General features: G+C 70.1%; 19 protein-coding genes and 2 pseudogenes. 16 read left to right on the forward strand and 5 right to left on the reverse strand.

The genetic code is table 11. From position 1 onward, the window contains the following. Nucleotides 1–4 precede the first annotated feature (4 nt). Nucleotides 5–3,097: an AfsR/SARP family transcriptional regulator gene (locus tag OG242_RS27625; protein WP_405901744.1), complete on the reverse strand. Its 3,093-nt coding sequence runs from the start codon at nt 3,095–3,097 to the stop codon at nt 5–7. A 242-nt stretch (nt 3,098–3,339) separates the two neighbouring features. Between OG242_RS27625 and OG242_RS27630 the strand changes: the two genes are divergently transcribed. Then, on the forward strand, nt 3,340–3,738 hold the full coding sequence (locus OG242_RS27630) for a nuclear transport factor 2 family protein (RefSeq protein ID WP_405900721.1): 399 nt from the start codon (nt 3,340–3,342) through the stop codon (nt 3,736–3,738). Between the two features lie 13 nt (nt 3,739–3,751). On the opposite strand, the gene OG242_RS27635 is transcribed toward OG242_RS27630, so the two are convergent. Then, nucleotides 3,752–4,981, reverse strand: a complete 1,230-nt coding sequence (locus tag OG242_RS27635) for a metallophosphoesterase (RefSeq protein ID WP_405900722.1) — start codon at nt 4,979–4,981, stop codon at nt 3,752–3,754. 348 nt (nt 4,982–5,329) lie between these two features. Here OG242_RS27635 and OG242_RS27640 point away from each other — a divergent pair, with 348 nt between their 5' ends. The 7 genes and pseudogenes from OG242_RS27640 to OG242_RS27670 form a co-directional block, all read left to right on the forward strand. Further along, on the forward strand, nt 5,330–5,680 hold the full coding sequence (locus tag OG242_RS27640; RefSeq protein ID WP_405900723.1) for a hypothetical protein: 351 nt from the start codon (nt 5,330–5,332) through the stop codon (nt 5,678–5,680). Beyond that, nucleotides 5,677–5,850 carry a hypothetical protein gene (locus OG242_RS27645; protein ID WP_405900724.1) on the forward strand — a complete coding sequence of 58 codons (174 nt, stop codon included), beginning with the start codon at nt 5,677–5,679 and terminating at the stop codon, nt 5,848–5,850. Before OG242_RS27640 ends, OG242_RS27645 begins: the two co-directional genes overlap by 4 nt. Nucleotides 5,851–6,274: 424 nt before the next feature. After that, nucleotides 6,275–7,189, forward strand: coding sequence for an ABC transporter ATP-binding protein (locus OG242_RS27650; protein ID WP_405900725.1), 915 nt, complete (start codon nt 6,275–6,277; stop codon nt 7,187–7,189). Beyond that, nucleotides 7,186–8,070 carry an ABC transporter permease gene (locus tag OG242_RS27655; protein ID WP_405900726.1) on the forward strand — a complete coding sequence of 295 codons (885 nt, stop codon included), beginning with the start codon at nt 7,186–7,188 and terminating at the stop codon, nt 8,068–8,070. The genes OG242_RS27650 and OG242_RS27655 overlap by 4 nt, the downstream gene beginning before the upstream one ends. Before the next feature lie 48 nt (nt 8,071–8,118). Continuing rightward, entirely contained in the window at nt 8,119–8,823 is a 705-nt protein-coding gene (locus tag OG242_RS27660; protein ID WP_405900727.1) for a response regulator transcription factor, read from the forward strand. Continuing rightward, nucleotides 8,820–10,328, forward strand: coding sequence for an ATP-binding protein (locus tag OG242_RS27665; RefSeq protein ID WP_405900728.1), 1,509 nt, complete (start codon nt 8,820–8,822; stop codon nt 10,326–10,328). The genes OG242_RS27660 and OG242_RS27665 overlap by 4 nt, the downstream gene beginning before the upstream one ends. 100 nt (nt 10,329–10,428) lie before the next feature. Then, nucleotides 10,429–10,533, forward strand: a pseudogene (locus tag OG242_RS27670) (3-oxoadipate enol-lactone hydrolase); the annotation flags it as partial. Between the two features lie 432 nt (nt 10,534–10,965). Here OG242_RS27670 and OG242_RS27675 read toward each other — a convergent pair. Both OG242_RS27675 and OG242_RS27680 read right to left on the reverse strand, forming a co-directional pair. Then, nucleotides 10,966–11,337: a DUF6193 family natural product biosynthesis protein gene (locus OG242_RS27675; RefSeq protein WP_405900729.1), complete on the reverse strand. Its 372-nt coding sequence runs from the start codon at nt 11,335–11,337 to the stop codon at nt 10,966–10,968. 80 nt (nt 11,338–11,417) lie between these two features. Beyond that, a pseudogene (locus OG242_RS27680) lies at nt 11,418–12,165 on the reverse strand (transposase family protein). Between the two features lie 358 nt (nt 12,166–12,523). Here OG242_RS27680 and OG242_RS27685 point away from each other — a divergent pair. From OG242_RS27685 to OG242_RS27720, 8 genes are all read left to right on the forward strand, one after another. Next, a complete protein-coding gene (locus OG242_RS27685) occupies nt 12,524–13,819 on the forward strand; it encodes an alpha/beta fold hydrolase (RefSeq protein WP_405900730.1) in 1,296 nt (431 codons plus the stop codon). 12 nt (nt 13,820–13,831) lie between these two features. Continuing rightward, nucleotides 13,832–14,509, forward strand: a complete 678-nt coding sequence (locus tag OG242_RS27690; RefSeq protein ID WP_405900731.1) for an MBL fold metallo-hydrolase — start codon at nt 13,832–13,834, stop codon at nt 14,507–14,509. Between the two features lie 48 nt (nt 14,510–14,557). Next, nucleotides 14,558–15,337: an exodeoxyribonuclease III gene (locus OG242_RS27695; RefSeq protein WP_405900732.1), complete on the forward strand. Its 780-nt coding sequence runs from the start codon at nt 14,558–14,560 to the stop codon at nt 15,335–15,337. Between the two features lie 129 nt (nt 15,338–15,466). Then, nucleotides 15,467–15,907: a DUF6278 family protein gene (locus tag OG242_RS27700; protein ID WP_405900733.1), complete on the forward strand. Its 441-nt coding sequence runs from the start codon at nt 15,467–15,469 to the stop codon at nt 15,905–15,907. A gap of 133 nt (nt 15,908–16,040) precedes the next feature. After that, the gene (locus tag OG242_RS27705; RefSeq protein ID WP_405900734.1) at nt 16,041–16,784 is read left to right on the forward strand and encodes an amino acid ABC transporter ATP-binding protein; all 744 of its coding nucleotides are present in this window, start codon (nt 16,041–16,043) and stop codon (nt 16,782–16,784) included. A 14-nt stretch (nt 16,785–16,798) separates the two neighbouring features. Beyond that, the gene (locus tag OG242_RS27710) at nt 16,799–17,710 is read left to right on the forward strand and encodes a glutamate ABC transporter substrate-binding protein (protein ID WP_405900735.1); all 912 of its coding nucleotides are present in this window, start codon (nt 16,799–16,801) and stop codon (nt 17,708–17,710) included. Nucleotides 17,711–17,727: 17 nt separating this feature from the next. Next, nucleotides 17,728–18,372 (forward strand): amino acid ABC transporter permease, encoded by a 645-nt coding sequence (locus OG242_RS27715; protein ID WP_405900736.1) that lies wholly within the window; start codon nt 17,728–17,730, stop codon nt 18,370–18,372. Further along, on the forward strand, nt 18,369–19,241 hold the full coding sequence (locus tag OG242_RS27720; RefSeq protein ID WP_405900737.1) for an amino acid ABC transporter permease: 873 nt from the start codon (nt 18,369–18,371) through the stop codon (nt 19,239–19,241). Before OG242_RS27715 ends, OG242_RS27720 begins: the two co-directional genes overlap by 4 nt. A gap of 87 nt (nt 19,242–19,328) precedes the next feature. Here the strand turns inward: OG242_RS27720 and OG242_RS27725 are convergent, their stop codons facing one another. After that, nucleotides 19,329–20,546, reverse strand: coding sequence for an Ig-like domain-containing protein (locus OG242_RS27725; protein ID WP_405900738.1), 1,218 nt, complete (start codon nt 20,544–20,546; stop codon nt 19,329–19,331). Nucleotides 20,547–20,580 lie beyond the last annotated feature (34 nt).

Below are 20,580 nucleotides of genomic sequence, written 5' to 3' on the forward strand. Positions count from 1 at the left end.
GGACTCAGCCCGCGCCGAGCAGCCGCCGGGTCTCGGCCAGTTCCCGCTTCATACCCCGGCTCGTGAAGACCTCCAGTGCGGGGGCCAGCAGTTCACGGGAACGCCCCGGCTCGTCCTCCAGCAGCCGCGCCAGATCCAGGCGGGCCAGAGCGCCGCCGCCGAAGTCCATGATCTGCTCCCGGGCCGCGACGGCCCGGTCGAAGAAGTACCTGGCCCGGTCGGGCCGGCCCATCAGCACGAAGGCGTGGCCCAGATCCCGCAGCAGATGGCCCTCACCTATCACGTCGCCGGAGTCCCGGCACAGCTCCAGCACCTCCGTGAACGTCAGCACCGCAAGGTCCAGCTCACCGCGTTCGAGCAGGAGTTGACCCACCCGGCGCAGGGTGCGCGCCCTGCCCCCCAGGTAGCCGACCCCGTCGTAGATCTCCAGCGCCTCGTCCAACTGCGCCTGTGCCGCGTCCGGCTCACCCCGGCGCATCCGGATGTGGGCGCTCTGCGTCAGCACGATCGCCCGCCCCACCACGTCACCGGCCCGGTCGAAGTCGGTCAGGGACCGCTCGTACAGTTCGAGGGCGGTGTCGTCCTCACCGTTCGTCCGGGCGATCAGCGCCATGTCGCGGCGGCACAGCGCCTCGCCCTGCGGCTCGTCCAGCGCCTGGAAGACATCGAGCGCCGAACTCAGCGCCTGGCGTGCCATGTCGAACTCGTTGCGGCTCATGTAGAGGGAGCCGAGCGAGGCCCGTACGGCGGCGGTACCCCGCAGGTTGCCCGCCTTGCGCACCGCGGCCAGCGCCCGCACATGGGTCTGCTCCCACAAGTCGTAGTGGCCCCGCACCTCGAACAGTGTGACCAGCGTCGTCGCCAGGTTCCAGCTGACGTCGTGCAGACCCTCGTCGGCGGCATGCTCCACCATCCCGCACAGGGCGCCCTGCTCCGCGTCGAACCAGGCCAGCGGATCGGCGAGCAGCGCCTCGGTGCAGGACGGCGGCGGCGCCCAGCGCGGCGCGTCGCCGTGCAGCACGGTGAAGTCGCCGCCGTACACCTTGCGATGGGCCTCCTGCGCCAGGTACATCCAACCGCCCGCCATCCGGACGAGCGCCTCCCGCCGCAGCCCCGGGGCGTCATGCGCGGCCAGCTGCTCGCGCGCGTACACCCGGATGATCTCGTGGAACTGATACCGGTAACCGCCGGCCCGCTCCACGCCGACGACGTCCAGCATCTGCATGTCGACGAGCGGTTCCAGCAGGTCCGACGGTACGGGGCGGTCGTCGTCGAGCAGTGCCCCGGCCAGCCAGCCGGGCAGCGTCGGAGTCCGCGCCATGCTCAGCAGCCGCAGCAGCCCGCGGTCCTCGGCGGCCAGACCGTTGTACGTGAGCGACAGACTCGCGCGCATCGTCATCTCGCCGTGCGCCAGCTCGTCCAGCCGGTGCCGTTCGTTGGCGAGCCGGTGCACCATCGACGCGAGCGTCCAGTGCGGGCGGGCGGCCAGCCGGGCGGCCACGATCCGCAACGCCAGTGGCAGCCGTCCGACCGTGCGCACCAGCGCCTCCGCCGAAGCGGCCTCGCCCTCGACCCGCTCCTCCCCGATGATCCGGGACAGCAGCTTCAGCGCCCGCTCCTCGTCGAGGACGTCCAGCTCCACCCGGTGGGCGCCCGGCAGCGCGGTCAGCCGGGCCCGGCTGGTGACCAGGACTGCGCAGTCCCGGCTCCCCGGCAGCAGCGGCTGCACCTGGCTCTCCGTCGCGGCGTCGTCCAGGACCACCAGGACACGGCGGGAGGCGAGCCGGGTGCGGTACATCTCGGCCCGCTCGTCCAGCGACTCCGGGATCAGCTGGCCCGGGATGCCGAGCGCCCGCAGGAACCGGCCCAGCACCTCCAGAGTGGTGGCCGGGGTGCCGGTGCCACGCAGGTCGCAGTAGAGCTGCCCGTCGGGGAACCCCGTCTCGGCGAGGCGGTGCGCGAGGTTCACGGCGAGCGTGGACTTGCCGGTGCCGGGCTTCCCGGTGATCACCGCGACGCCGACCGCCTTGCGCTCACGGCCTCCGGTGAGCGCCTTCTCCAGCGCGGCGAGCTGGGCGTCGTCCGCGACGAAGTCGGAGGTGGAGGCCGGGAGTTGTCGCGGCCGGGCGTCGTGCGGCTGCGGTTCGCCGTGCCCGGCGGGGGAGTCGGGGCGGACGTCGTCACGGGCCGGTCCGGCGCCGGACGGCGGCTGCCCGCCGGGCTCCTCCCCGGCGCGTATGCCGGTGTCCGTACGGTGCACGGCGTGTCCGGCCCCGTCGGCCGGTGCCGCTGCCTGCTGCCTGGGCGGGGAAGCCGGGGCGTCGGCCCTGTCCTCGCGCGGCCGGGGCGGCTGCACGCGTACGGGCGGCGGCAGTTCACCGGAGAGGATCGCCGACTCCAGGCGTCTCAGCTCCCTGCCCGGCTCCAGCCCCAGCTCCTGGTCGAGGATTCTGCGCCCGTCTCGGAACGCCTCCAGCGCCTCCGCCTGCCGGCCCGACCAGTACAGGGCGCACATCAGCTGGCCGCGCAGCCGCTCCCGCAACGGGTTCTCATGGGTGAGGAGTTGGAGCTCACCGATGAGCCGGTCGTGTCGCCCGAACTCCAGCTCCAACTGCATCCGCAGCTCGACGGCGCTCAGCCGCTCCTCGTCGAGCTGGCGCGCCTTGTTGGCGAGCGGGCCGCTCTCCAGCCCGCTCAGGGAGTCCCCCTGCCACAGCGCCACCGCCGACTTCAGCAGGGCCACCGCCTTCTCCGCCTCGCCCTCGTCGCGCTGCCGCCTGGCCATCGCGACCAGGCCGGTGAAGAGCAGCGAGTCGACGTCCCCGGTGTCGATGTGCAGGACGTAACCGGGCGGCCGCGTCGATATCGAGACCGTGCTGTCCGCACCGGCCAGCAGCTTCCGCAACCGGGACACACATATCTGCACCTGGGTGCGCGCGGTCTCCGGAGGGTTGTCCTCCCAGATGAGGTCCACCAGGTAGTTCGTGCCGACGATCCGGTTCGCTTCCAGCAGCAGCGCGGCGAGGATGACCTCCTGCCGTCCGGGCGGCACCCGCAGCGGACCGTCCTTGCCCCGCACCTGGAGCGGGCCCAGCAATTGGAAGGGCGGTCTCGCCGCGCCGGGGGCGTCCTGGACCGTGTGCGTCGTACCCTCGGCCACCGAGACCCCCAGCTCGTAAGCGCGTTGATACTCCGGGATCAACGGCCCCAAAGTTTTCACAAACCTCACGCATCTGTCCATCCTGCATGCCGAGCGTGACCGGGCAGCGAATAGCGGCGCGATAGGCGGGGGTTGGCGGGGCCCGGAAGAGTGCCGGGCGAAGGAGAAAGGAGGCGTCCATGCACACCGACGCCTGGACGAGCACAGCCCCGCACACGGTGGACGACCTGGTCACCGCCGCAGGCACCGACCACGTGCGGCTCGTCTACGACTACCTCGACGCCGGCGACCTCGACGCGTGCGCCTCCCTGCTGCACGAACACGTCGAACTGGACCTGCCCGGTGCCCCGACGGCCCGCGGCCGGACCGCATTCGTGCACACCCACCGCGACCACCCCGGGCAACCGGCCCGCCACGAGATCGATCACGTCGTCTCCCACGCCCGCAACGTGGTGGCCGCGGGCCGCCGCATCGGCACGGGCGCCGACGACAGCTGTGTGCGCTTCGTGGACTTCTTCCGCATCGCCGAGGACGGCATGGTGAAGTCCTGTACGCGCTACTACCACGCGGAGCCGTGACGGCCGGCCTTCCTCAGGAAGCGGCGGGCGCGTCCGGCCGCCGCGGCGAGCGCAGCACCAGCAGCGTGATCTCGCTGGCCGCGAAGACGCGGAAGGGCGGGCCCCAGAACCCGGTGCCCCTGCTGGTGTAGAGCTGCGTGCGGTCGCCGTGGCGGCTGAGCCCCGCGACGGCAGGCTGGTCGAGGCGGACCAGGTAGTGGAACGGCCAGATCTGCCCGCCGTGGGTGTGACCCGAGAGCTGGAGGTCGACGCCGCCCTCGACGGCCCGGTCGATGAACTTGGGCTGGTGGGCCAGGAGCAGCACCGGCAGGTCGGGGTCGGCGCCGTCCAGGGCGCCGGCGAGGTGCGCGCGGTGACCGGCCAGGCCGGACGACTCGGCGGTGACGTCGTCCACACCGGCGACCACGAGGCTGTCGCCGCCGCGTTCGAGCAGCACATGGCGGTTGCGCAGCGGCTGCCAGCCGAGCTCGTCCATCAGGTCGACCCAGCCCTGGGCCTCGCTGTAGTACTCGTGGTTCCCGGTCACGTAGACGCGGGCGTGGGCGGCGCGGACCGTGCCGAGCGGCGCGGCCTGGGCCCGGCGGCGGTCGGCCGTGCCGTCCGCGATGTCCCCGGTGTGGCAGACCAGGTCCGCCCCCAGGGCGTCGACCTCCGCGCAGACCCGCTCCGACCAGCGGACGCGGTCCAGCGGCCCGTAGTGGGTGTCCGTGATCAGGGCGACCCGGGTGCCGTCCAACCCGGCTCCCAGGCGCGGCAGTTCCACATCGAGCCGGCGCACCCGCGGCACCCGGCGCGCCTCGGCGTACCCCCAGGCGAGCAGGCCGGCGGCGACCGCGAGCACCGACCAGGTGACGGCCCGGGCCCGGTCCTGGCCGTCACCGGTCCCGGCGACGGTCAGGGCGAGCCGCAGCAGGACGCCGAGCAGGACGGACCAGGTGAACAGCACCCAGACCGACCCGAGCAGGGTGTCCCCGAGGATCGCCGCCCGGTCCTGCTGCCGCTTGCCGTGCCCGCGCACCATCGCGAACGGCATGGTGACCAGGCCGAGGACGAACACACAGGTGGCGCCCACCGTCACGGGCAGCGGCCAGTGCTGGCCGGTGTACAGCAGCACCCAGCACGGCACGGCCCACAGCAGAACGGGTGCGACGAGAGGCACGTAACGCATCACACGGCGCAGCAGGTTCGGCGGCGGTGTGGGCGCCGCACCGCCCGCTGACCGGGTTTCGCCGGTGTCGGTCACGTTTCCCCTCCTCGGGCAGGCCGGAAGGTGACCGGAATGCCGCCGGGCACTGTACCCCGTGGCCGAGTCGGGGGGCGTACCGGCGGTACGGGAGCGTGAGGCGGGTGAGCGGGACACCACCGAACACCCTGCAATACCGCTTCGACGGCCCCGAGGACGCGCCGGTCCTGGTGACCGGGCCCTCTCTCGACACCACCTGGCACAAGTTGCAGAAGCCGTCCAGGGACGTCTTCGCCAGTCCAGAGCAGACACGAAGCCGCAGGTCAGAGGGTTCCGTTCTATACTCCGGGATCCGAAGGCTGACCAAATCGATTGTCAGACGGAGTCAGGCCGTGCCAGCCTCTCGCCATGGAGCAGGACCAACCCCTCGTTCGCGATGTCTATCCCGACCTCGTTGCCGAGCTGACCGCTCTTCTTGAGGCAGAAGGCGAACATTGGCTGGCCATCAGCGCGTGGGACGTCCGCCTGGTCGGCACATGCGCCTGTACTGACGGCTTCTGCCAGAGCATCCGAACCGCAGACCATCCGCAGGGAAAGCCCTACGGCCGAGGACACCGCTGCGTTCCGCTCCTGTCTGCGGAAGGAATGCTGAACCTCGACGTCCTGGACGGCCGGATCATGTTCATCGAAGTACTCGATCGAGCGCCCATGCGCAGGAGCATGCCTGGCACAGCCAACGACGCGAAGACCGACGAATGAGCGAGGACGGCGAGTTGTTCAGCGACCTGCCGGCGCAGTGGGAGCAGAAGTGGCGGACGGACCCGGCGAGCGCGCACGAACTCGGTGCGGAGCATGCTGAACGCGCCGGCCGAGACGCCATGCGCGAACGCCACAGCGACTGGCTGCCCAGACACCCCCGGGGACTCTGAGCATCCCGCGTCCCTCGGAGCGGCCTGGGTCTCGGCTTGTCTCAACGAGTCCCCAAGGCCATGTCGCCGAGGCGTGCCTGCAGCACCCACCACCTGGGCAGACCGACCGGTCGGCGGGTCGCGCGGGTGCGTCCTTGGCACGCATCGCGCCCGTCGTCTCGTATGAGTGGGCGGCCGAGGTTCGAGAGATGCGCATCCGATGGCGTGATCGCGGCAGCGTGCGCCGCTGCAGCGGTGCGCTTCGTGTGAGTTTCATGTGAATCCCGGCCCTGCCGAGCGCTATCAGCGGGGTCTTCCCAGGTCAGGGGCTTAGCACTGTCATGAGGCGCACATGTTCGTCCAGATCCGGCTCACGTCGTAGACCGACGATGGAGCACGCATGCGGCTATCGCGTGCACCTCTGCCACCGGTTCCTGGAGTCTCGATGATCGAAGTACGTGGTCTGACGAAACGCTACGGCGATGTCCTTGCCGTGGACGATCTGACCTTCGCTGTGCGTCCCGGTGAGGTGACCGGGTTCTTGGGGCCCAACGGTTCCGGCAAATCGACCACGCTGCGCATAGTCCTGGGCCTGGATGCACCCAGCTCCGGCACGGCCACCGTGGACGGGCGGCCCTATGCCGAGCAGCCCGCGCCGCTGAAAGCCGTCGGGGCGCTGTTGGATCCCGGGGCGGTGCTGCCCAGCCGCACTGCCTATCACCACCTGTTGGCCCTCGCGGCCGGCAACGGGCTCCCGCGCAGCCGGGTGGACAAGGCGTTGGCGGAAGTCGGCCTGGAAAAGGTGAGGCGGCGCCGGGCAGGAGCCTTCTCCCTCGGAATGCGCCAGCGGCTGGGTATCGCCGCGGCGCTGCTGGGCGATCCTCCGGTGCTGGTCTTCGACGAACCGCTCAACGGGCTGGACCCGGAGGGCATCGTGTGGATCCGCTCGCTGATGCGGAAGATGGCCTCCGAGGGACGCACGGTGTTGATGTCCAGCCATCTGATGAGCGAGATGGAACTGACCGCCGACCATCTCATCGTCATCGGTAGCGGAAAACTGATCGCCGACACGTCCATGAAGGACTTCATCGACACGCACTCCGAGCGCGAGGTCCTGGTCCGCACCCCACAGGCCGACGAACTGCGCGGCATGCTCGCCGCGGCCGCGCAGGTTCGTAGCGAGGACAGCGAGACCCTCGTCGTGACCGGTCTGGAAGCCCCCAAGATCGGAGCGCTGGCGTCAGCCGGTGGGGTGGAACTGCACGAGCTGGCCCCACGCCAGGCGTCCCTGGAGCAGGCATTCATGGCTCTCACCCGCGATGCAGTGGAATACCAGGCAGAAAAGGAGACGAGCCGATGAGTCACGCCATCACGCAATCCCCCGCCGAACCGGCGAAGATCCGCCGGCGCGCCCTCACGAGGCGCCGCCCTTCGCCAGGCTCGGACCGTATGCCGGGCGGAAAGGCGACCTTCTGGCACAGCCTCCACGCCGAATGGATCAAGATCCGTACGATGCGGTCGACTCTGTTCGTGATCCTGGGCACCATGGCGTTCACCGTCGGACTGGCCGCGCTGAACGGCTCATCCGCCGGCAGCGAGTTCGCGGCCTTGAGCCCTGCGGACCAGGCCACGTTCGACCCGCTGGCCACCAGCATGCGCGGCTATCTGCTCGCGCAGATAGCGCTCGGTCTGCTGGGTGGCCTGGTCATCACCTCCGAGTACGGGGCGCGCACCATCGTCCCCACGCTCACCTCCGTCCCGCACCGAGCACGGGTGCTGGCCTCCAAGGCCGTGGTACTGGTGGGCGTGACGCTCCCGGTCGGGATCGCGGTGTCGCTGGCCGGCTTTCTGGTCGGGCAGGCGACGCTGTCCGGGGCGGGCGTTCCGCACCTGGCAGTCACCGACGGCGTGGCGCTGCGCGGCATCGTTGGCGGTGGCCTATATCTGGCACTGGCCGGGCTCTTCGGACTGGCTCTGGGCACGGTGATCCGCTCCACCACGGCGACGGTGACCACCCTGTTCGGTGTCATGCTGATCGTCCAGGCGTTCGCTCCGGCCCTGCCCGGCGGAGTCGGCGACTGGGTGTCGAAGTACTGGCCGCCGATCGCCGGCGGGCAGATCATCACCAGCATCCAGGATCCCGGGCTGCTGGGACCCTGGGCAGGACTGGGCGTCATGGCCGGGAGTGTGGCGGCCTTGATGGCGGCGGCCTTCGTCGTCTTCCGCAAGCGCGACGCCTAGCAGGGCAGCACAGTGAAGACAGAAGACCACCGGCCGGGGATGGACACCGTGACGACGACACAGCGACTGCTGGTGGTGGAGGACGAACCCACGCTGCGCGAGCTGCTGTCCGCCAGCTTGCAGCTGACCGGCTTCCAGGTGATCACGGCCGAGACAGGCGCCCGGGCATTGGAAGCGGTCCGCGAACAGCGCCCCGACCTGATCGTCCTGGACGTCATGCTGCCCGACTTCAACGGCTTCGAGGTCGCCCGCCGCCTGCGCGAGCACCCCGTCGGCCAGGGGACCGGGCATCCGCCGATCCTGTTCCTGACCGCACGGGACGCAGCCGAGGACCGGATCAGCGGACTGCGGGCCGGCGGGGACGACTACGTCACCAAGCCCTTCAACCTGGAAGAGCTCATCTTGCGCATCCAGGCCGTCCTGCGCCGCACCAACGGCCGCCAGAGCGACGGGCTGCTGGTCGTGGACGACCTGGAACTGGACCCCGACAGCCACCAGGTGACCCGCGCAGGTCAGCCAGTACAGCTGTCGCCGACCGAGTTCAGCCTGCTGCGCGTACTGATGCAAAACGCCGGGCAGGTCCTGTCCAGGGACCAGCTCCTGGACCAGGTCTGGCACTACGACTTCGACGGGGACGACTCCATCGTCGCCTCCTACATCAGCTACCTGCGCCGCAAGATCGACACAGGCGAGCCGAAGCTGATCCACACCGTGCGCGGCACCGGCTACGTCCTGCGCAGGACCCGCACATGAGTGCCGCCCCCGCGGGCGGGCCGATCAGCCGCATGTCGCTGCGCGGACGGGTCGTGGCCATCACCTTGCTGCTCGTCGTCACCGCCCTGCTGGCCAGCAACGCCTTGCTCGTCACACTGCTGGAGCGGCAGCTGGTGCACCAGCTGGACTACCGGCTACGCACGGCTGCCACGACCGCCGCGCGGCTGCCGGACCTGGCCCAGGCACCGGCGGACAACCCACCACAGCTACGCGGCACGGTAGAGGGCGAGTTGACGGGCGACGCGTATGTCGCCTACCTCGATGCCAAGGGCCGCATTCGGCAAACCCTGCCTCCGGCCCCCGACAGCGTCCCACGGCTTCCGCTTCTCGACAGGGCGTCGGTCGAAGCCCGAGACAAACGTCCCTTCCAGGTACCGGACAGCGGCCGGGGAGATGACTGGCGAGTGATCGCCGTACCGGCGGAGGGCGCGGGACAAGCCGCTCCCGGCAGCGTGGTGGCGGCCGGATCGTTGGCACCGGTCCATGCGACGATCCGGCACCTGGGCGTGTGGATGCTGGTGATCGACTCCCTGGTCCTCGCCCTCTTGGGCGTCATCGCCTGGTACGCCGTACGGGCCGGACTGCGACCGCTTCGGCGCATCGAGACAACGGCCGCGGCCATCGCAGGCGGGGAACTGTCCAGCCGCATTCCGCAGCCGGCCACCACCAACACCGAACTGGGACGTCTGTCGGCTGCACTCAACGGCATGCTCGACCGGATCGAAGCCGGCGATGCGGCCCGCTCCGCCACCAACGAGCGCATGCGTACCTTCATCGCCGACGCCAGCCACGAACTGCGCACCCCCCTGTTCGGCATCAAGGGCTTTACCGAGCTGTACCGGATGGGTGGCATGCCCCAGCGCACCGACGTCGACTCCGCCATGAACCGCATCGAACGCGAGGCAGCCCGCCTCGTCCGTATCGTCGAAGACCTCCTGCTGCTGGCCCGGCTCGACGACGAGGCCACGGCCGAGGCCCGCCTGCCCCTGCAGCTCACCCCGATGGACCTGCGCACCCTGGCCGCCGACGCCCTGCACGACCTGCGGGCCATGGCACCCGAGCGTCCCGTCACCCTGACCGGCCCGGGTGGCGGTCCGCCCGGCCGCGCCCCCGTACTCGGTGACGAAGCGCGCCTGCGCCAGGTGACCTCCAACCTCGTCGGCAACGCCATCGCCCACACCCCGCCCGGCACCCCGGTGCGCATCGGCGTAGGCACGCTGGACGGCCAGGCCGTCCTCGAACTGAGCGACCAGGGCCCCGGGATGACACCCGAGCAGGCCACCCACATCTTCGACCGCTTCTACCGCGCCGACACTGCCCGCGGCCGCACCCCGACGGGCGGCGCCGGTCTGGGCCTGTCCATCGTCCACTCCCTGGTCGGCGCACACCACGGACACGTCGAGGTCGACACCGCCCCCGGCCAGGGCACGACCTTCCGCATCCTGTTGCCCCTGCCCGACGAGAGCCCCCTCACCAGTTCCTGACGAGCCCCGCTCAAGGCCGTGGCTATGGAGGTCCTTGGCCTGGGCCAGCCGCCTTCCCCCGGCTGCGTGACATTTTGTGAGACGTGAGGGGCTGCGGGGCGTGAGTGATACACCGTCGAACACCCTGCAATACCGCTTTGACGGGCCAGAAGACGCCCCGGTCCTGGTCATCGGCCCCTCACTCGGCACCACCTGGCACACGTGGGCGAAACCGTCTTAGGGCGTTCAGCTGGTCCAGGACAGTCCTATAAGCCCAGGTCAGACGCCTTCCAGTCAGCGGAGTCCGCCTGGTCTGTGACGCCGATGTGATTTGGGCGTGGCACGCAGAACCCCCGCCGGCCTGCTCCGGCGGGGGTTCTGCGTGGCGGGTTGTGAGGGCGCGCAGGGTCACGAGCGGGCACTGCTGTACTCTGGCTCGCCGCTTTCGAGGACCCGTGAGCAAGGACGTGGTGACGACCCGTGTGCTACGACGATGCGGAGCACACGGCACGGAAATTGTGTGAAGTGCCGCACGCACACGACGGCGGAGCCTCCCCGGAACGCAACAGACGAGGCCCCATGTTCGCACGCACCTGCGAACGCCCCACCGGCGGAAGGGCCGGGCCGTGGCCCCTCGCTCTCCGCGACGCCGCCGGGCTCAGAGGTCGTCGGCTGTTCCGTCGATGGCGGGGCCGGTCCCCTCCGGGAGGTTGGCGACGATCAGCTCAATGGCCTCCTCCAGAGTCTCGGGCTCGCCGAGCACGGTGTGGTCGGAATTGCGGATCACCATGAATCCACCACCGGCACGGCGGAACAGGGCGCCCACATCGCGGGTCCAGGGGGAGCGAATGCACCGGTGGAGGTACAGGGCGCCGTGGCTGACCATCGGGGACAGTTCCCGTAGGCGGGGATGGGCGTGGGCGGCCCGGGGCATGGCCGGGTCGATCAGATCTTGGTCGGATTCGAGGATGGCCTTCCATTTCGCTGCGACGATGTCCGCGGCTCGCATACGGTCCTCTTCATCGGTCATGCGGTGCCTCATCTCTTTCCAGGCTTGGGTGTTTGCATTTCGGGAATGTCAGGCTTCGGGACCTTGAGCTGTTTCCAACCTCACGCTGACGCGTGGTGAAGGACAAGAACGGCCTGGACGACCGCGGTGATGCGGTTGGTGCTGCAGCGGAGCTTCCGCAGAAGGCGCCATCCCTTCAGAGTGGCCATGGCCTGCTCGCCGAGGCAGCGGATCTTGGCGTGCGTGCTGTTGTGTCGGCGCTTTCACCGCTTGAGCCGACGGCCTCGGAACGGGACGCGGACGGGGTGGCCGGCTCCCTGGTATGCCTTGTCCGCCCAGCACTTCAGCTCGGCCGCGGCGAGCGCGTCGATGATTCCGTGCGGCGGTCAGGTCGTGGACGGACCCGGGCAGGGCGGGTGACGCCCACAGCAGTCGCCCGAAGGGATCGGTGATGACTTGGACGTTCATGCCGTGGCGCTTGTGTTTCCCGGAGTAGTACGGGGTGTCGGCGGCGATCCGGTCGATCGGCAGGAGGGTACCGTCCAGGATCACGAACGCCCTGGTCCGGATGGTCTTCATCGCCTCGGTCAGGGTGGGGGCGAGGGCGGCCAGGACGTCGATGACCTCGCGTATGTAGCGGTAGACGCTTGCGATGCCGATGCGGAACCCGGCGGCGAGCTGGGCATAGGTGTCGCCGCACCGCAGGTGGGCCAAGGCGAGCAGGGCCTGTCGGCCGGCGGGCAGACGCCGCCAGCGCGTCCCGATCTCCCGCCGCCGGGCATGCAGACGATCGGTCAGATAGCGCAGGGTGCGGCTGGACAGATCAATCGACGACGGGTAGACAAGCACGCGAAGCTCCTGGTGGGGCACGGTGGATCTTGGTCGTGACACCTCCTACCAGGAGCTTCATCGCGTCGCAAAGCCGCCCAACTGACGGACACGACCGACAGGTTGGAATCAGCTCACGGTCACGGCCGAGAATTCGCTGCGCCGGGTGCGTTTGTACGACGCCCGTGCGAGCTGTTTTTTCACGTACCTGGCGAACAAAGGGTGCCGGATCATCTTCTTGCCCGGTGGGCCGGGCCCGCCGACGTCCGGACGACCAAGCGCTGGTATGTGAAGCCGGATGTGGAGGATCTACGGCCGGCCGCGGCAACGTGGGGAGAGCTGGCGAGTGTCCCGCCCCCGCTCTCGGAGTGAATGTGAGATGTGGGAGCGTGAGTGGGTGAGTGAAAAGAACGTTGAACCCCTGCAATACCGCTTTGACGGGCCAGAAGACGCCCCGGTCCTGGTCATCGGCCCCTCACTGGGTACCACCTGGCACATGTGGGACCGGCAGATACCCGAGCTCACCCGACACTGGAGAGTCTTCCGCTACGACCTCCCCGGCCACGGCGGCGCTCCCGCCCGGCCCGCGACCGCCGTGGCGGAGCTGGGGGACCGGCTGCTGGCGACGCTCGACGGGGTCGGGGTCCAGCGGTTCGGGTACGCGGGGTGCTCGATCGGCGGCGCGATCGGGGCGGACCTCGCGCTGCGGCACCCGCACCGGGTCGCCGCGCTCGCCCTGGTGGCGTCCTCGTCCCGGTTCGGCAGCGCGGACGAGTTCCGGCAGCGCGGGGTCATCGTCCGGACCAACGGCCTGGAACCCATGGCGCGCACCGCGCCCGAGCGCTGGTTCACGCCCGCCTTCGCCGCCGCGCAGCCCGCCATCGTCGAGTGGGCCGTCCAGATGGTGCGGACCACCGACCCCGGGTGCTACATCGCCGCCTGCGAGGCCCTGGCCGCGTTCGACGTCCGTACGGAGCTGGGCCGCATCCCGGTCCCCACGCTGGTCCTGGTCGGGGCCGAGGACCGGGTGACCGGGCCCGGCGACGCGCGCACCCTGGTCGCGGGGATACCGGACGCCCGGCTCGCGCTGGTGCCCGGCGCCTCGCACCTGGCGCCCGTCGAGCAGCCCGGCGCGGTCACCGATCTCCTGCTCACCCACTTCTCCACCGCCTGGCAGGACACCCAGGCGGCCATCCCGATGCCCGAGTCCGTGCCCCGGCTCACCGCCCCCGTACAGCCCGTAGCGGAGATCGGCGCCGCCGAGGCTCCTCCCGAGGCCGTGGCAGGCGGGCGCGCCGACCCGTACGGGCCGGGGATGCGGCTGCGGCGCGAGGTGCTGGGCGACGCCCAGGTCGACGGGGTGCTGGCCGCCGGCGACGACTTCACCGCGGACTTCCAGGAGCTGGTCACCCGGTACGCCTGGGGCGAGGTGTGGGGGCGGGAGGGGCTGGACCGGCGCACCCGCAGCACCGTCACGCTCACCGCGCTGGTCGCCTCCGGGCGCATGGAGAGCCTGGCCGCGCACACCAGGGCGGCCCTGCGCAACGGCCTCACCCCGGCCGAGATCAGGGAGGTACTGATGCAGACGGCCGTGTACTGCGGGATTCCGGCCGCGAGCGCCGCCTTCACGATCGCGCAGTCGGTGATTCAGGCGGAAACGACGCCGCCCGCGTAGCAGGATGGACGTATGAGCAGCCACGCCGAGAACGCCGCGAACCCGGAGCCGGTCGCGCCGACCCTGACCAAGCAGTCGCACTCCTGCATCCGCCTGGAGAAGGACGGGCGCACGCTCGTCATCGACCCGGGCGGGTTCTCGGAGCGGGACGCCGCGATCGGCGCCGAGGCGATCCTCGTGACGCACGAGCACCCCGACCACTTCGACGAAGGGCGGCTGCGGGCCGGTCTGGAGGCCGACCCGGCCGCCGAGATCTGGACCCTGCGCAGCGTCGCGGAGCGGCTGAGCGCGGCCTTCCCGGGGCGCGTGCACACCGTCGGGAACGGCGACACCTTCTCGGCCGCCGGGTTCGACGTCGAGGTGCACGGCGAGCTGCACGCGGTGATCCACCCGGACATCCCGCGCGTCACCAACATCGGCTTCCTCGTCGACGGCCAGGTCTTCCACCCCGGTGACGCCCTCACCGTGCCCGGCCGCGCGGTCGACACGCTGCTGCTGCCCGTGATGGCGCCGTGGAACAAGATCTCCGAGGTCATCGACTACGTCCGCGAGGTGAAGCCGCGCCGAGCGATCGACATCCACGACGCGCTGCTCACCGACCTGGCCCGGCCGATCTACGACCGGCAGATCGGTGAGCTCGGCGGTTCCGACCACGGCAGGATGGCGCCGGGCGACTCGACGGCCCTGTGACGGCCGCCGCCCCGGCGGCTGTCAGTGGCAGGCGTTAGGTTTACGTACATGCGCATCGCCACCTGGAACGTCAACTCGATCACCGCCCGCCTGCCGAGGCTGCTGGCCTGGCTGGAGAGCAGCGGCACGGACGTGCTGTGCCTCCAGGAGACCAAGTGCACCGCCGAGCAGTTCCCCGCCGACGCGCTCCGCGAGGCCGGTTACGAGTCCGCGGTCAACGCCAACGGCCGGTGGAACGGGGTCGCGCTGATCTCCCGCGCCGGCCTGTCCGACGTCGTGATGGGGCTGCCCGACGGTCCGGTCTACGAGACCGCGCAGGAGCCCCGCGCGATCAGCGCGACCTGCGGCCCGGTGCGGCTCTGGTCGGTGTACGTGCCCAACGGCCGCGAGGTCGCCCACGAGCACTACGCGTACAAGCTGCGCTGGCTGGAGGCGCTGCGCAAGGCGGCGGCCGCCGACGCCGCGGGCGCGGCCCCGTTCGCCGTGCTGGGCGACTTCAACGTGGCCCCGACCGACGAGGACGTCTGGGACCCGGCCCTGTTCGAGGGGGCCACGCATGTCACGCCCGCCGAGCGGGAGGCCCTGGCCGCCCTGCGCGCGGAGGGCCTGTCCGACGTGATGCCCCGCCCTCTGAAGTACGACCGCCCGTACACCTTCTGGGACTACCGCGAGCTGCGCTTCCCGAAGAACAAGGGCATGCGGATCGACCTCGTCTACGGCAACGCCCCCTTCACCGCCGCGGTGAAGGACAGCTACGTGGACCGCGAGGAGCGCAAGGGCAAGGGCGCCTCGGACCACGCGCCGGTGGTCGTCGACCTCGATCTCTGAGCGGGCCGCAGGGTCCCGGCGCGGCCGTCCCCGAGAGTGAACGCACGGTGACCGTGCGGTGTTCGGCGCTCGAACGACAGGCCGCGCGCCCTGTGGTGCGCGGGCGCGCCGGGATGCGATTCTGAGCGGATGAAGATCCCGTTCTTGGACAACTGGCGTAAACGTCACGACGGGGCGCGGGAGGCGGGCCTCGCGGGCGTCGCCGACGCCGATCCGGAGGGCATGGCGGCCCTGCTCGCCGAGTGCGACCTGCTCCGGGTCCGGGTGGGGGAGCGCGGGATCGAACTGGACGACAGCCCCGCCTCGTTGGCGGCCCTCGACCAGCTCCCGCCGCGTTGGCGGGACGACCCGGAGGAGCTGCCCTGGCTGGGCAACGACGCGGGGCTCTACCTGGGCACGGTCCTGGTACGCAACGTCGCCGGGGCGCACTGGCACATCTGGCCGAGCGGCCAGCCGGTCGTCCGCCTCGCCTCGGGCCGCGAGATCGACGTGGTCGGGGCCGGGCTCGACTGGGCGATGTCCGGCAGCCCCGAGCTCTCCCAGGTGTACGCGGAGTCCGCCGAGGGGTGAGGTGTACAAGCGGTGAACACGCGAAGAGATAAAACGCCTTATGCCCCATTGGTGCGTGTCGGTCGAGAAGTCCCTTGCCTGGCTGGTTAGTTTGCGCTGACCTCGACCGAGCGACAAGTGGGTAGGGCAGCGTATGGCCGTCGATCCGTTGATCGAGCTGCGAGACGTCAACAAGTACTACGGGAAGTTGCACGTACTGCAGGACATCAATCTCACCGTCGGCCGCGGGGAGGTGGTGGTGGTCATCGGCCCGTCCGGCTCCGGGAAGTCGACGCTCTGCCGGACGATCAACCGGCTGGAGACGATCGAGTCGGGCCACATCGCCATCGACGGCAGACCGCTGCCCGAGGAGGGCCGCGGCCTGGCCCAGCTGAGGGCCGAAGTCGGCATGGTCTTCCAGTCGTTCAACCTCTTCGCGCACAAGAGCGTGCTCGCCAACGTGTCCCTGGCCCAGATCAAGGTCCGCAAGCGGAAGAAGGACGAGGCGGACAAGCGCTCCCGCGAACTGCTGGACCGGGTCGGGCTCGGCGCGCAAGCCGACAAGTTCCCCGCCCAGCTCTCCGGCGGCCAGCAGCAGCGCGTGGCGATCGCCCGCGCCCTGGCGATGGACCCGAAGGCACTCCTGTTCGACGAGCCGACCTCGGCACTCGACCCGGAGATGATCAACGAGGTGCTGGAGGTCATGCGGCAACTCGCCCGCGAGGGCATGACGATGGTCGTCGTCACCCACGAGATGGGCTTCGCCCGCTCCGCCGCCAACCGCGTGGTGTTCATGGCCGACGGCTGTGTCGTCGAGGACCGCACCCCGGAGGACTTCTTCACCTCCCCGGAGAGCGACCGGGCCAAGGACTTCCTGTCCAAGATCCTCAAGCACTGACGGGAGGCCCTGAGTTGCGTACGAGGAAAACACTGACCGCCTGCGCCGCCCTCCTGCTCGCCGTACTCGCCGCCGCCTGCGGCAAGGACGGCAGCCCGCCGGTCAAGGGCCCGAAGGCCGACCAACTTCCCGTCTACCAGGTCGACAAGGATTTCCGGCTGCCGGACTCGCGGACCTGGCGGAACGCGAAGAAGCGCGGCTACCTCCGGGTCGGCGCCAAGGAGGACCAGCCCTACCTGGGCGAGAAGGACCCGGCGACCGGCGTCTACTCCGGGTTCGACATCGAGATCGCCCGGATGATGTCGGCCTCGCTGGGCTTCGACCCGAAGACGGTCCGCTTCAAGACGATCGCCTCCGCCAACCGCGAGACCGCCCTGCAGAACGGACAGATCGACTACTACGTCGGCACCTACACCATCAACGACATGCGCAAGAAGCTCGTGGGCTTCGCCGGGCCGTACTACATGGCCGGCCAGGGGCTCCTGGTGCGCACCGACGAGAGCGACATCCAGGGCCCCCAGGACCTGGCCGGCAAGACGGTCTGCTCCGCCGCGGGCTCGACCCCGTACCAGCGGATCGCCGCCGACTACCCGAAGGCGAAGCTGGTCTCCTACGACACGTACTCGATCTGCGTCGACAACCTGCTGACGTTCCAGGTCGACGTCGTCACCACCGACGACGCGATCCTGCTGGGCTTCGCCGCCAAAGCGCCCGACGAGATGAAGGTCGTCGGCAAGCCGTTCTCCGAGGAGCCGTACGGCATCGGGGTACCGCGCAGCGACAACGCGCTGCGCTTCGCACTGAACGACGCGCTGGAGGCCAACGAGAAGAACGGCAACTGGAAGAAGGCGTTCGAAGCGACGCTCGGCCTGTCCGGCACCCCCGCGCCCGAGCCGCCGCCCATCGACCGCTACCCGGCGAACTGAGAGGACGGCCCACCCCCATGGACGTACTCACCGACAACTTCTCGCTCTACGGCAAGGGCTTCCTCGGCACCCTCGAACTCACCGTCTACGCCTCGGTCCTGGCGCTCGTGCTCGGTTTCGTCATGGCCTCCTTCCGGGTGGCGCCCGTCGGCTCGCTCCGGGTGCTCGGCACCGTCTGGGTGACGGTCCTGCGCAACACCCCGCTCACCCTGCTCTTCTTCGCCGTGCTCCTCGGTCTGCCACGCTTCGGCCTGGTGCTGCCGTTCAACGTCTTCGCGGTCATCGCGCTGGGCTGCTACACCTCCGCGTTCATCTGCGAGGTGCTGCGCTCCGGCATCAACACCGTGCCCACCGGGCAGGGCGAGGCGGCCCGCAGCCTCGGGATGACCTTCGGGCAGAGCCTCGGCAGCATCGTCCTGCCACAGGCGTTCCGCTCGGTGATCCCGCCGGTCGGCTCGACGCTCATCGCGCTCGCCAAGAACTCGGCGATCGCCGGGGCGTTCAGCGTCACCGAACTCCTCGGCACCTACAAGACGCTGAACGAGCTGGGCTACAGCATCATCTGGACCTTCGTCTGGATCGCCGTGGGGTACCTGATCATCACCCTCGCCATCAGCGCGCTCTTCCACGTGATGGAAAAGCGCTGGGGAGTCGCCCGATGACCGCCCACTCCGCACCCACCGCGACCGTCCTCTACGACCTCCCGGGGCCGCACACCCGTAAACGGCACCGTCTCTACGGGATCGCCTCGACCCTCCTCATCCTCGCCCTGGCCGGCTGGGTCATCTATCTCCTGTTCGACACCGACCAGTTCACCGCCGCCAAGTGGACGCCCTTCGAGTACAAGGGCATCCAGGAACTCCTGCTGCGCGGCCTCGGCAACACCCTCAAGGCGTTCGCGTACGCCGCGGTCCTCTCGCTGGCCCTCGGCGCCGTCCTCGCGGTGGGGCGGCTCTCCGACCACCGGCCGGTGCGCTGGGTGGCGACGATCCTCGTCGAGTTCTTCCGCGCCATGCCCGTCCTGGTGATGATCTTCTTCGTCTTCGTGGCGCTGAAGGTGCAGCCGCTGCCCGCACTGGTCGCCGGACTCACCCTCTACAACGGCTCGGTGCTCGCCGAGGTGTTCCGTACCGGCATCAACTCCGTGGAGCGTGGCCAGCGCGAGGCGGCGTACGCGCTGGGCATGCGCAAGACGCAGGTCACCACCTTCGTCCTGGCACCGCAGGCGGTCCGCGCGATGCTGCCCACCATCATCAGCCAGCTGGTGGTGGCGCTGAAGGACACCTCGCTGGGCTACCTGATCACCTACGAGGAATTCCTGCACGCGGGCAAGCTCATCGCCTCCAACCTGGACTACGATCTGCCTTTCATCCCCGTGGTGATGGTGATCTCACCGATCTACATCGGGATGTGCATGCTGCTCTCCTGGTTCGCCACCTGGGTGGCGAGGCGGCAACGACGCAATCCGAAGACGGAGGCGGTGGGCGTCGGACCAGCACAGCCCAGCACGCTGATGCGGGGAGGGCGGTAGAAAGACGGGAGCGGGGTCCGACCGGCAGCAGCCGGTGATCACTTCTCGCCCTGGCGGGAAGAAGGTCAGCTGCGCGCCGGCGGACCGTCAGCGAAGCGCGCTCCTGTTCTGCCAGTCGGCCCAGGAGACGTTCCACGCCCCGTAGCCGTTCCCCTCGGCGACCGTGCCCTTGGTCTCCGCGCCGGTGATCTCGAACGGGTCACCGACGCGGGCCTGCCGGTAGAGGGCCGCCGCGTTCGAGTCGCTCATCCCGACGCACCCCGAACTGTGGTTGGCCCGCCCGAAGTACGCCGCGTTCCACGGAGCGGCGTGGGCGTACATGCCCGACCAGGTCAGCCGCATCGAGTAGTCGACCATCTTGTCGTACGTGTGGCCCAGGCCCACCGTCTCGGAGCGCATGTTGATCGTGCCCTCCTTCGCCATCAGCACGGCCGTCCCGCGCCACGACCGCTTGTCGCCGCCCGGGGTACCGCCCGACACCGGCACGTCCATGACCGTGCGCCCGTCCCGCTCGAGCGCCAGCCGGTGCCGGTCCAGGTCCACCTTCACCACCTGGCTCGCGCCCACCGTGAACGTCGTCGCGTAGTCCCGTACGAAGAAGCCGCCCCCCGGCCCCGAGTCGACGCCGTTCAGTCCGGCGTCGAGAGTGATGCGCGTACCGGACCTCCAGTACTCCTTGGGGCGCCAGTCGACGCGGTCGCGGCCCGAGTAGTCGCGCAGCCAGCCCCAGGAGCCCTCGGTGTCGTTCGATGTGGACACCTTGAGCGCCTTCTCGACGGCCGCCTTGTCCTTGACCGGGTTGTCGAACACGATGGACAGCGGCTGTGCGACGCCGACCGTGGTGTTCTTGCCGGGCACCAGCGTCAGCTTGTTGACCTTGTCCGCCGCCCTCGTCGTGAACGAGGCCGTGTCGCTGCCGCCCGAGGCGTCGCGCGCCTTCACGCGGTACGCGGTGCCGGGCGCCGCCACCCGGTCGGACGTCCAGGTCCGGCCGTCGGCGGATATCCGGCCGCTGAGCGCCTCGCCCTCGCCGGCCGACACGGTGACCTCACGCAGCTTCCCGGCCGCCAGCGTCACCGTCACCGGCTCGCCCGCGGCCGCCGAGGTGCCGCGCAGGTTCACCGAGATGCTCGCCCGCGCCGCCTTCGAGCGACCGGCGTCGCCGCCCCTGCCGGCGTCCCGGTCCGAAGCGGCCGCACCGCCGGAACAGGCCGTCAGGGTGACGCCGAGCACGGTGGTGCCGGCGATCAGCGCGAGGCGGGCGGGGCGCGGCGGGCGCGCCGGAATCAGGAATGCGGGAATCAACGGAAACCTCCAGGGGCTGGCCCGGTCGTCGAAG

Source organism: Streptomyces sp. NBC_00727 (genome assembly GCF_045161745.1).
GTDB lineage: Bacteria > Actinomycetota > Actinomycetes > Streptomycetales > Streptomycetaceae > Streptomyces.

What these genes read in the sequence shown, in the direction of transcription:
- OG242_RS27695 (WP_405900732.1), top strand. Translation starts at nt 14,558, where the DNA reads ATGCGCATCGCCACCTGGAACGTCAACTCGATCACCGCCCGCCTGCCG.
- OG242_RS27645 (WP_405900724.1), top strand. Translation starts at nt 5,677, where the DNA reads ATGAGCGAGGACGGCGAGTTGTTCAGCGACCTGCCGGCGCAGTGGGAG.
- OG242_RS27705 (WP_405900734.1), top strand. Translation starts at nt 16,041, where the DNA reads ATGGCCGTCGATCCGTTGATCGAGCTGCGAGACGTCAACAAGTACTAC.
- OG242_RS27700 (WP_405900733.1), top strand. Translation starts at nt 15,467, where the DNA reads ATGAAGATCCCGTTCTTGGACAACTGGCGTAAACGTCACGACGGGGCG.
- OG242_RS27690 (WP_405900731.1), top strand. Translation starts at nt 13,832, where the DNA reads ATGAGCAGCCACGCCGAGAACGCCGCGAACCCGGAGCCGGTCGCGCCG.
- OG242_RS27655 (WP_405900726.1), top strand. Translation starts at nt 7,186, where the DNA reads ATGAGTCACGCCATCACGCAATCCCCCGCCGAACCGGCGAAGATCCGC.
- OG242_RS27720 (WP_405900737.1), top strand. Translation starts at nt 18,369, where the DNA reads ATGACCGCCCACTCCGCACCCACCGCGACCGTCCTCTACGACCTCCCG.
- OG242_RS27650 (WP_405900725.1), top strand. Translation starts at nt 6,275, where the DNA reads ATGATCGAAGTACGTGGTCTGACGAAACGCTACGGCGATGTCCTTGCC.
- OG242_RS27665 (WP_405900728.1), top strand. Translation starts at nt 8,820, where the DNA reads ATGAGTGCCGCCCCCGCGGGCGGGCCGATCAGCCGCATGTCGCTGCGC.
- OG242_RS27685 (WP_405900730.1), top strand. Translation starts at nt 12,524, where the DNA reads ATGTGGGAGCGTGAGTGGGTGAGTGAAAAGAACGTTGAACCCCTGCAA.
- OG242_RS27640 (WP_405900723.1), top strand. Translation starts at nt 5,330, where the DNA reads ATGGAGCAGGACCAACCCCTCGTTCGCGATGTCTATCCCGACCTCGTT.
- OG242_RS27630 (WP_405900721.1), top strand. Translation starts at nt 3,340, where the DNA reads ATGCACACCGACGCCTGGACGAGCACAGCCCCGCACACGGTGGACGAC.
- OG242_RS27675 (WP_405900729.1), bottom strand. Translation starts at nt 11,337, where the DNA reads ATGACCGATGAAGAGGACCGTATGCGAGCCGCGGACATCGTCGCAGCG.
- OG242_RS27715 (WP_405900736.1), top strand. Translation starts at nt 17,728, where the DNA reads ATGGACGTACTCACCGACAACTTCTCGCTCTACGGCAAGGGCTTCCTC.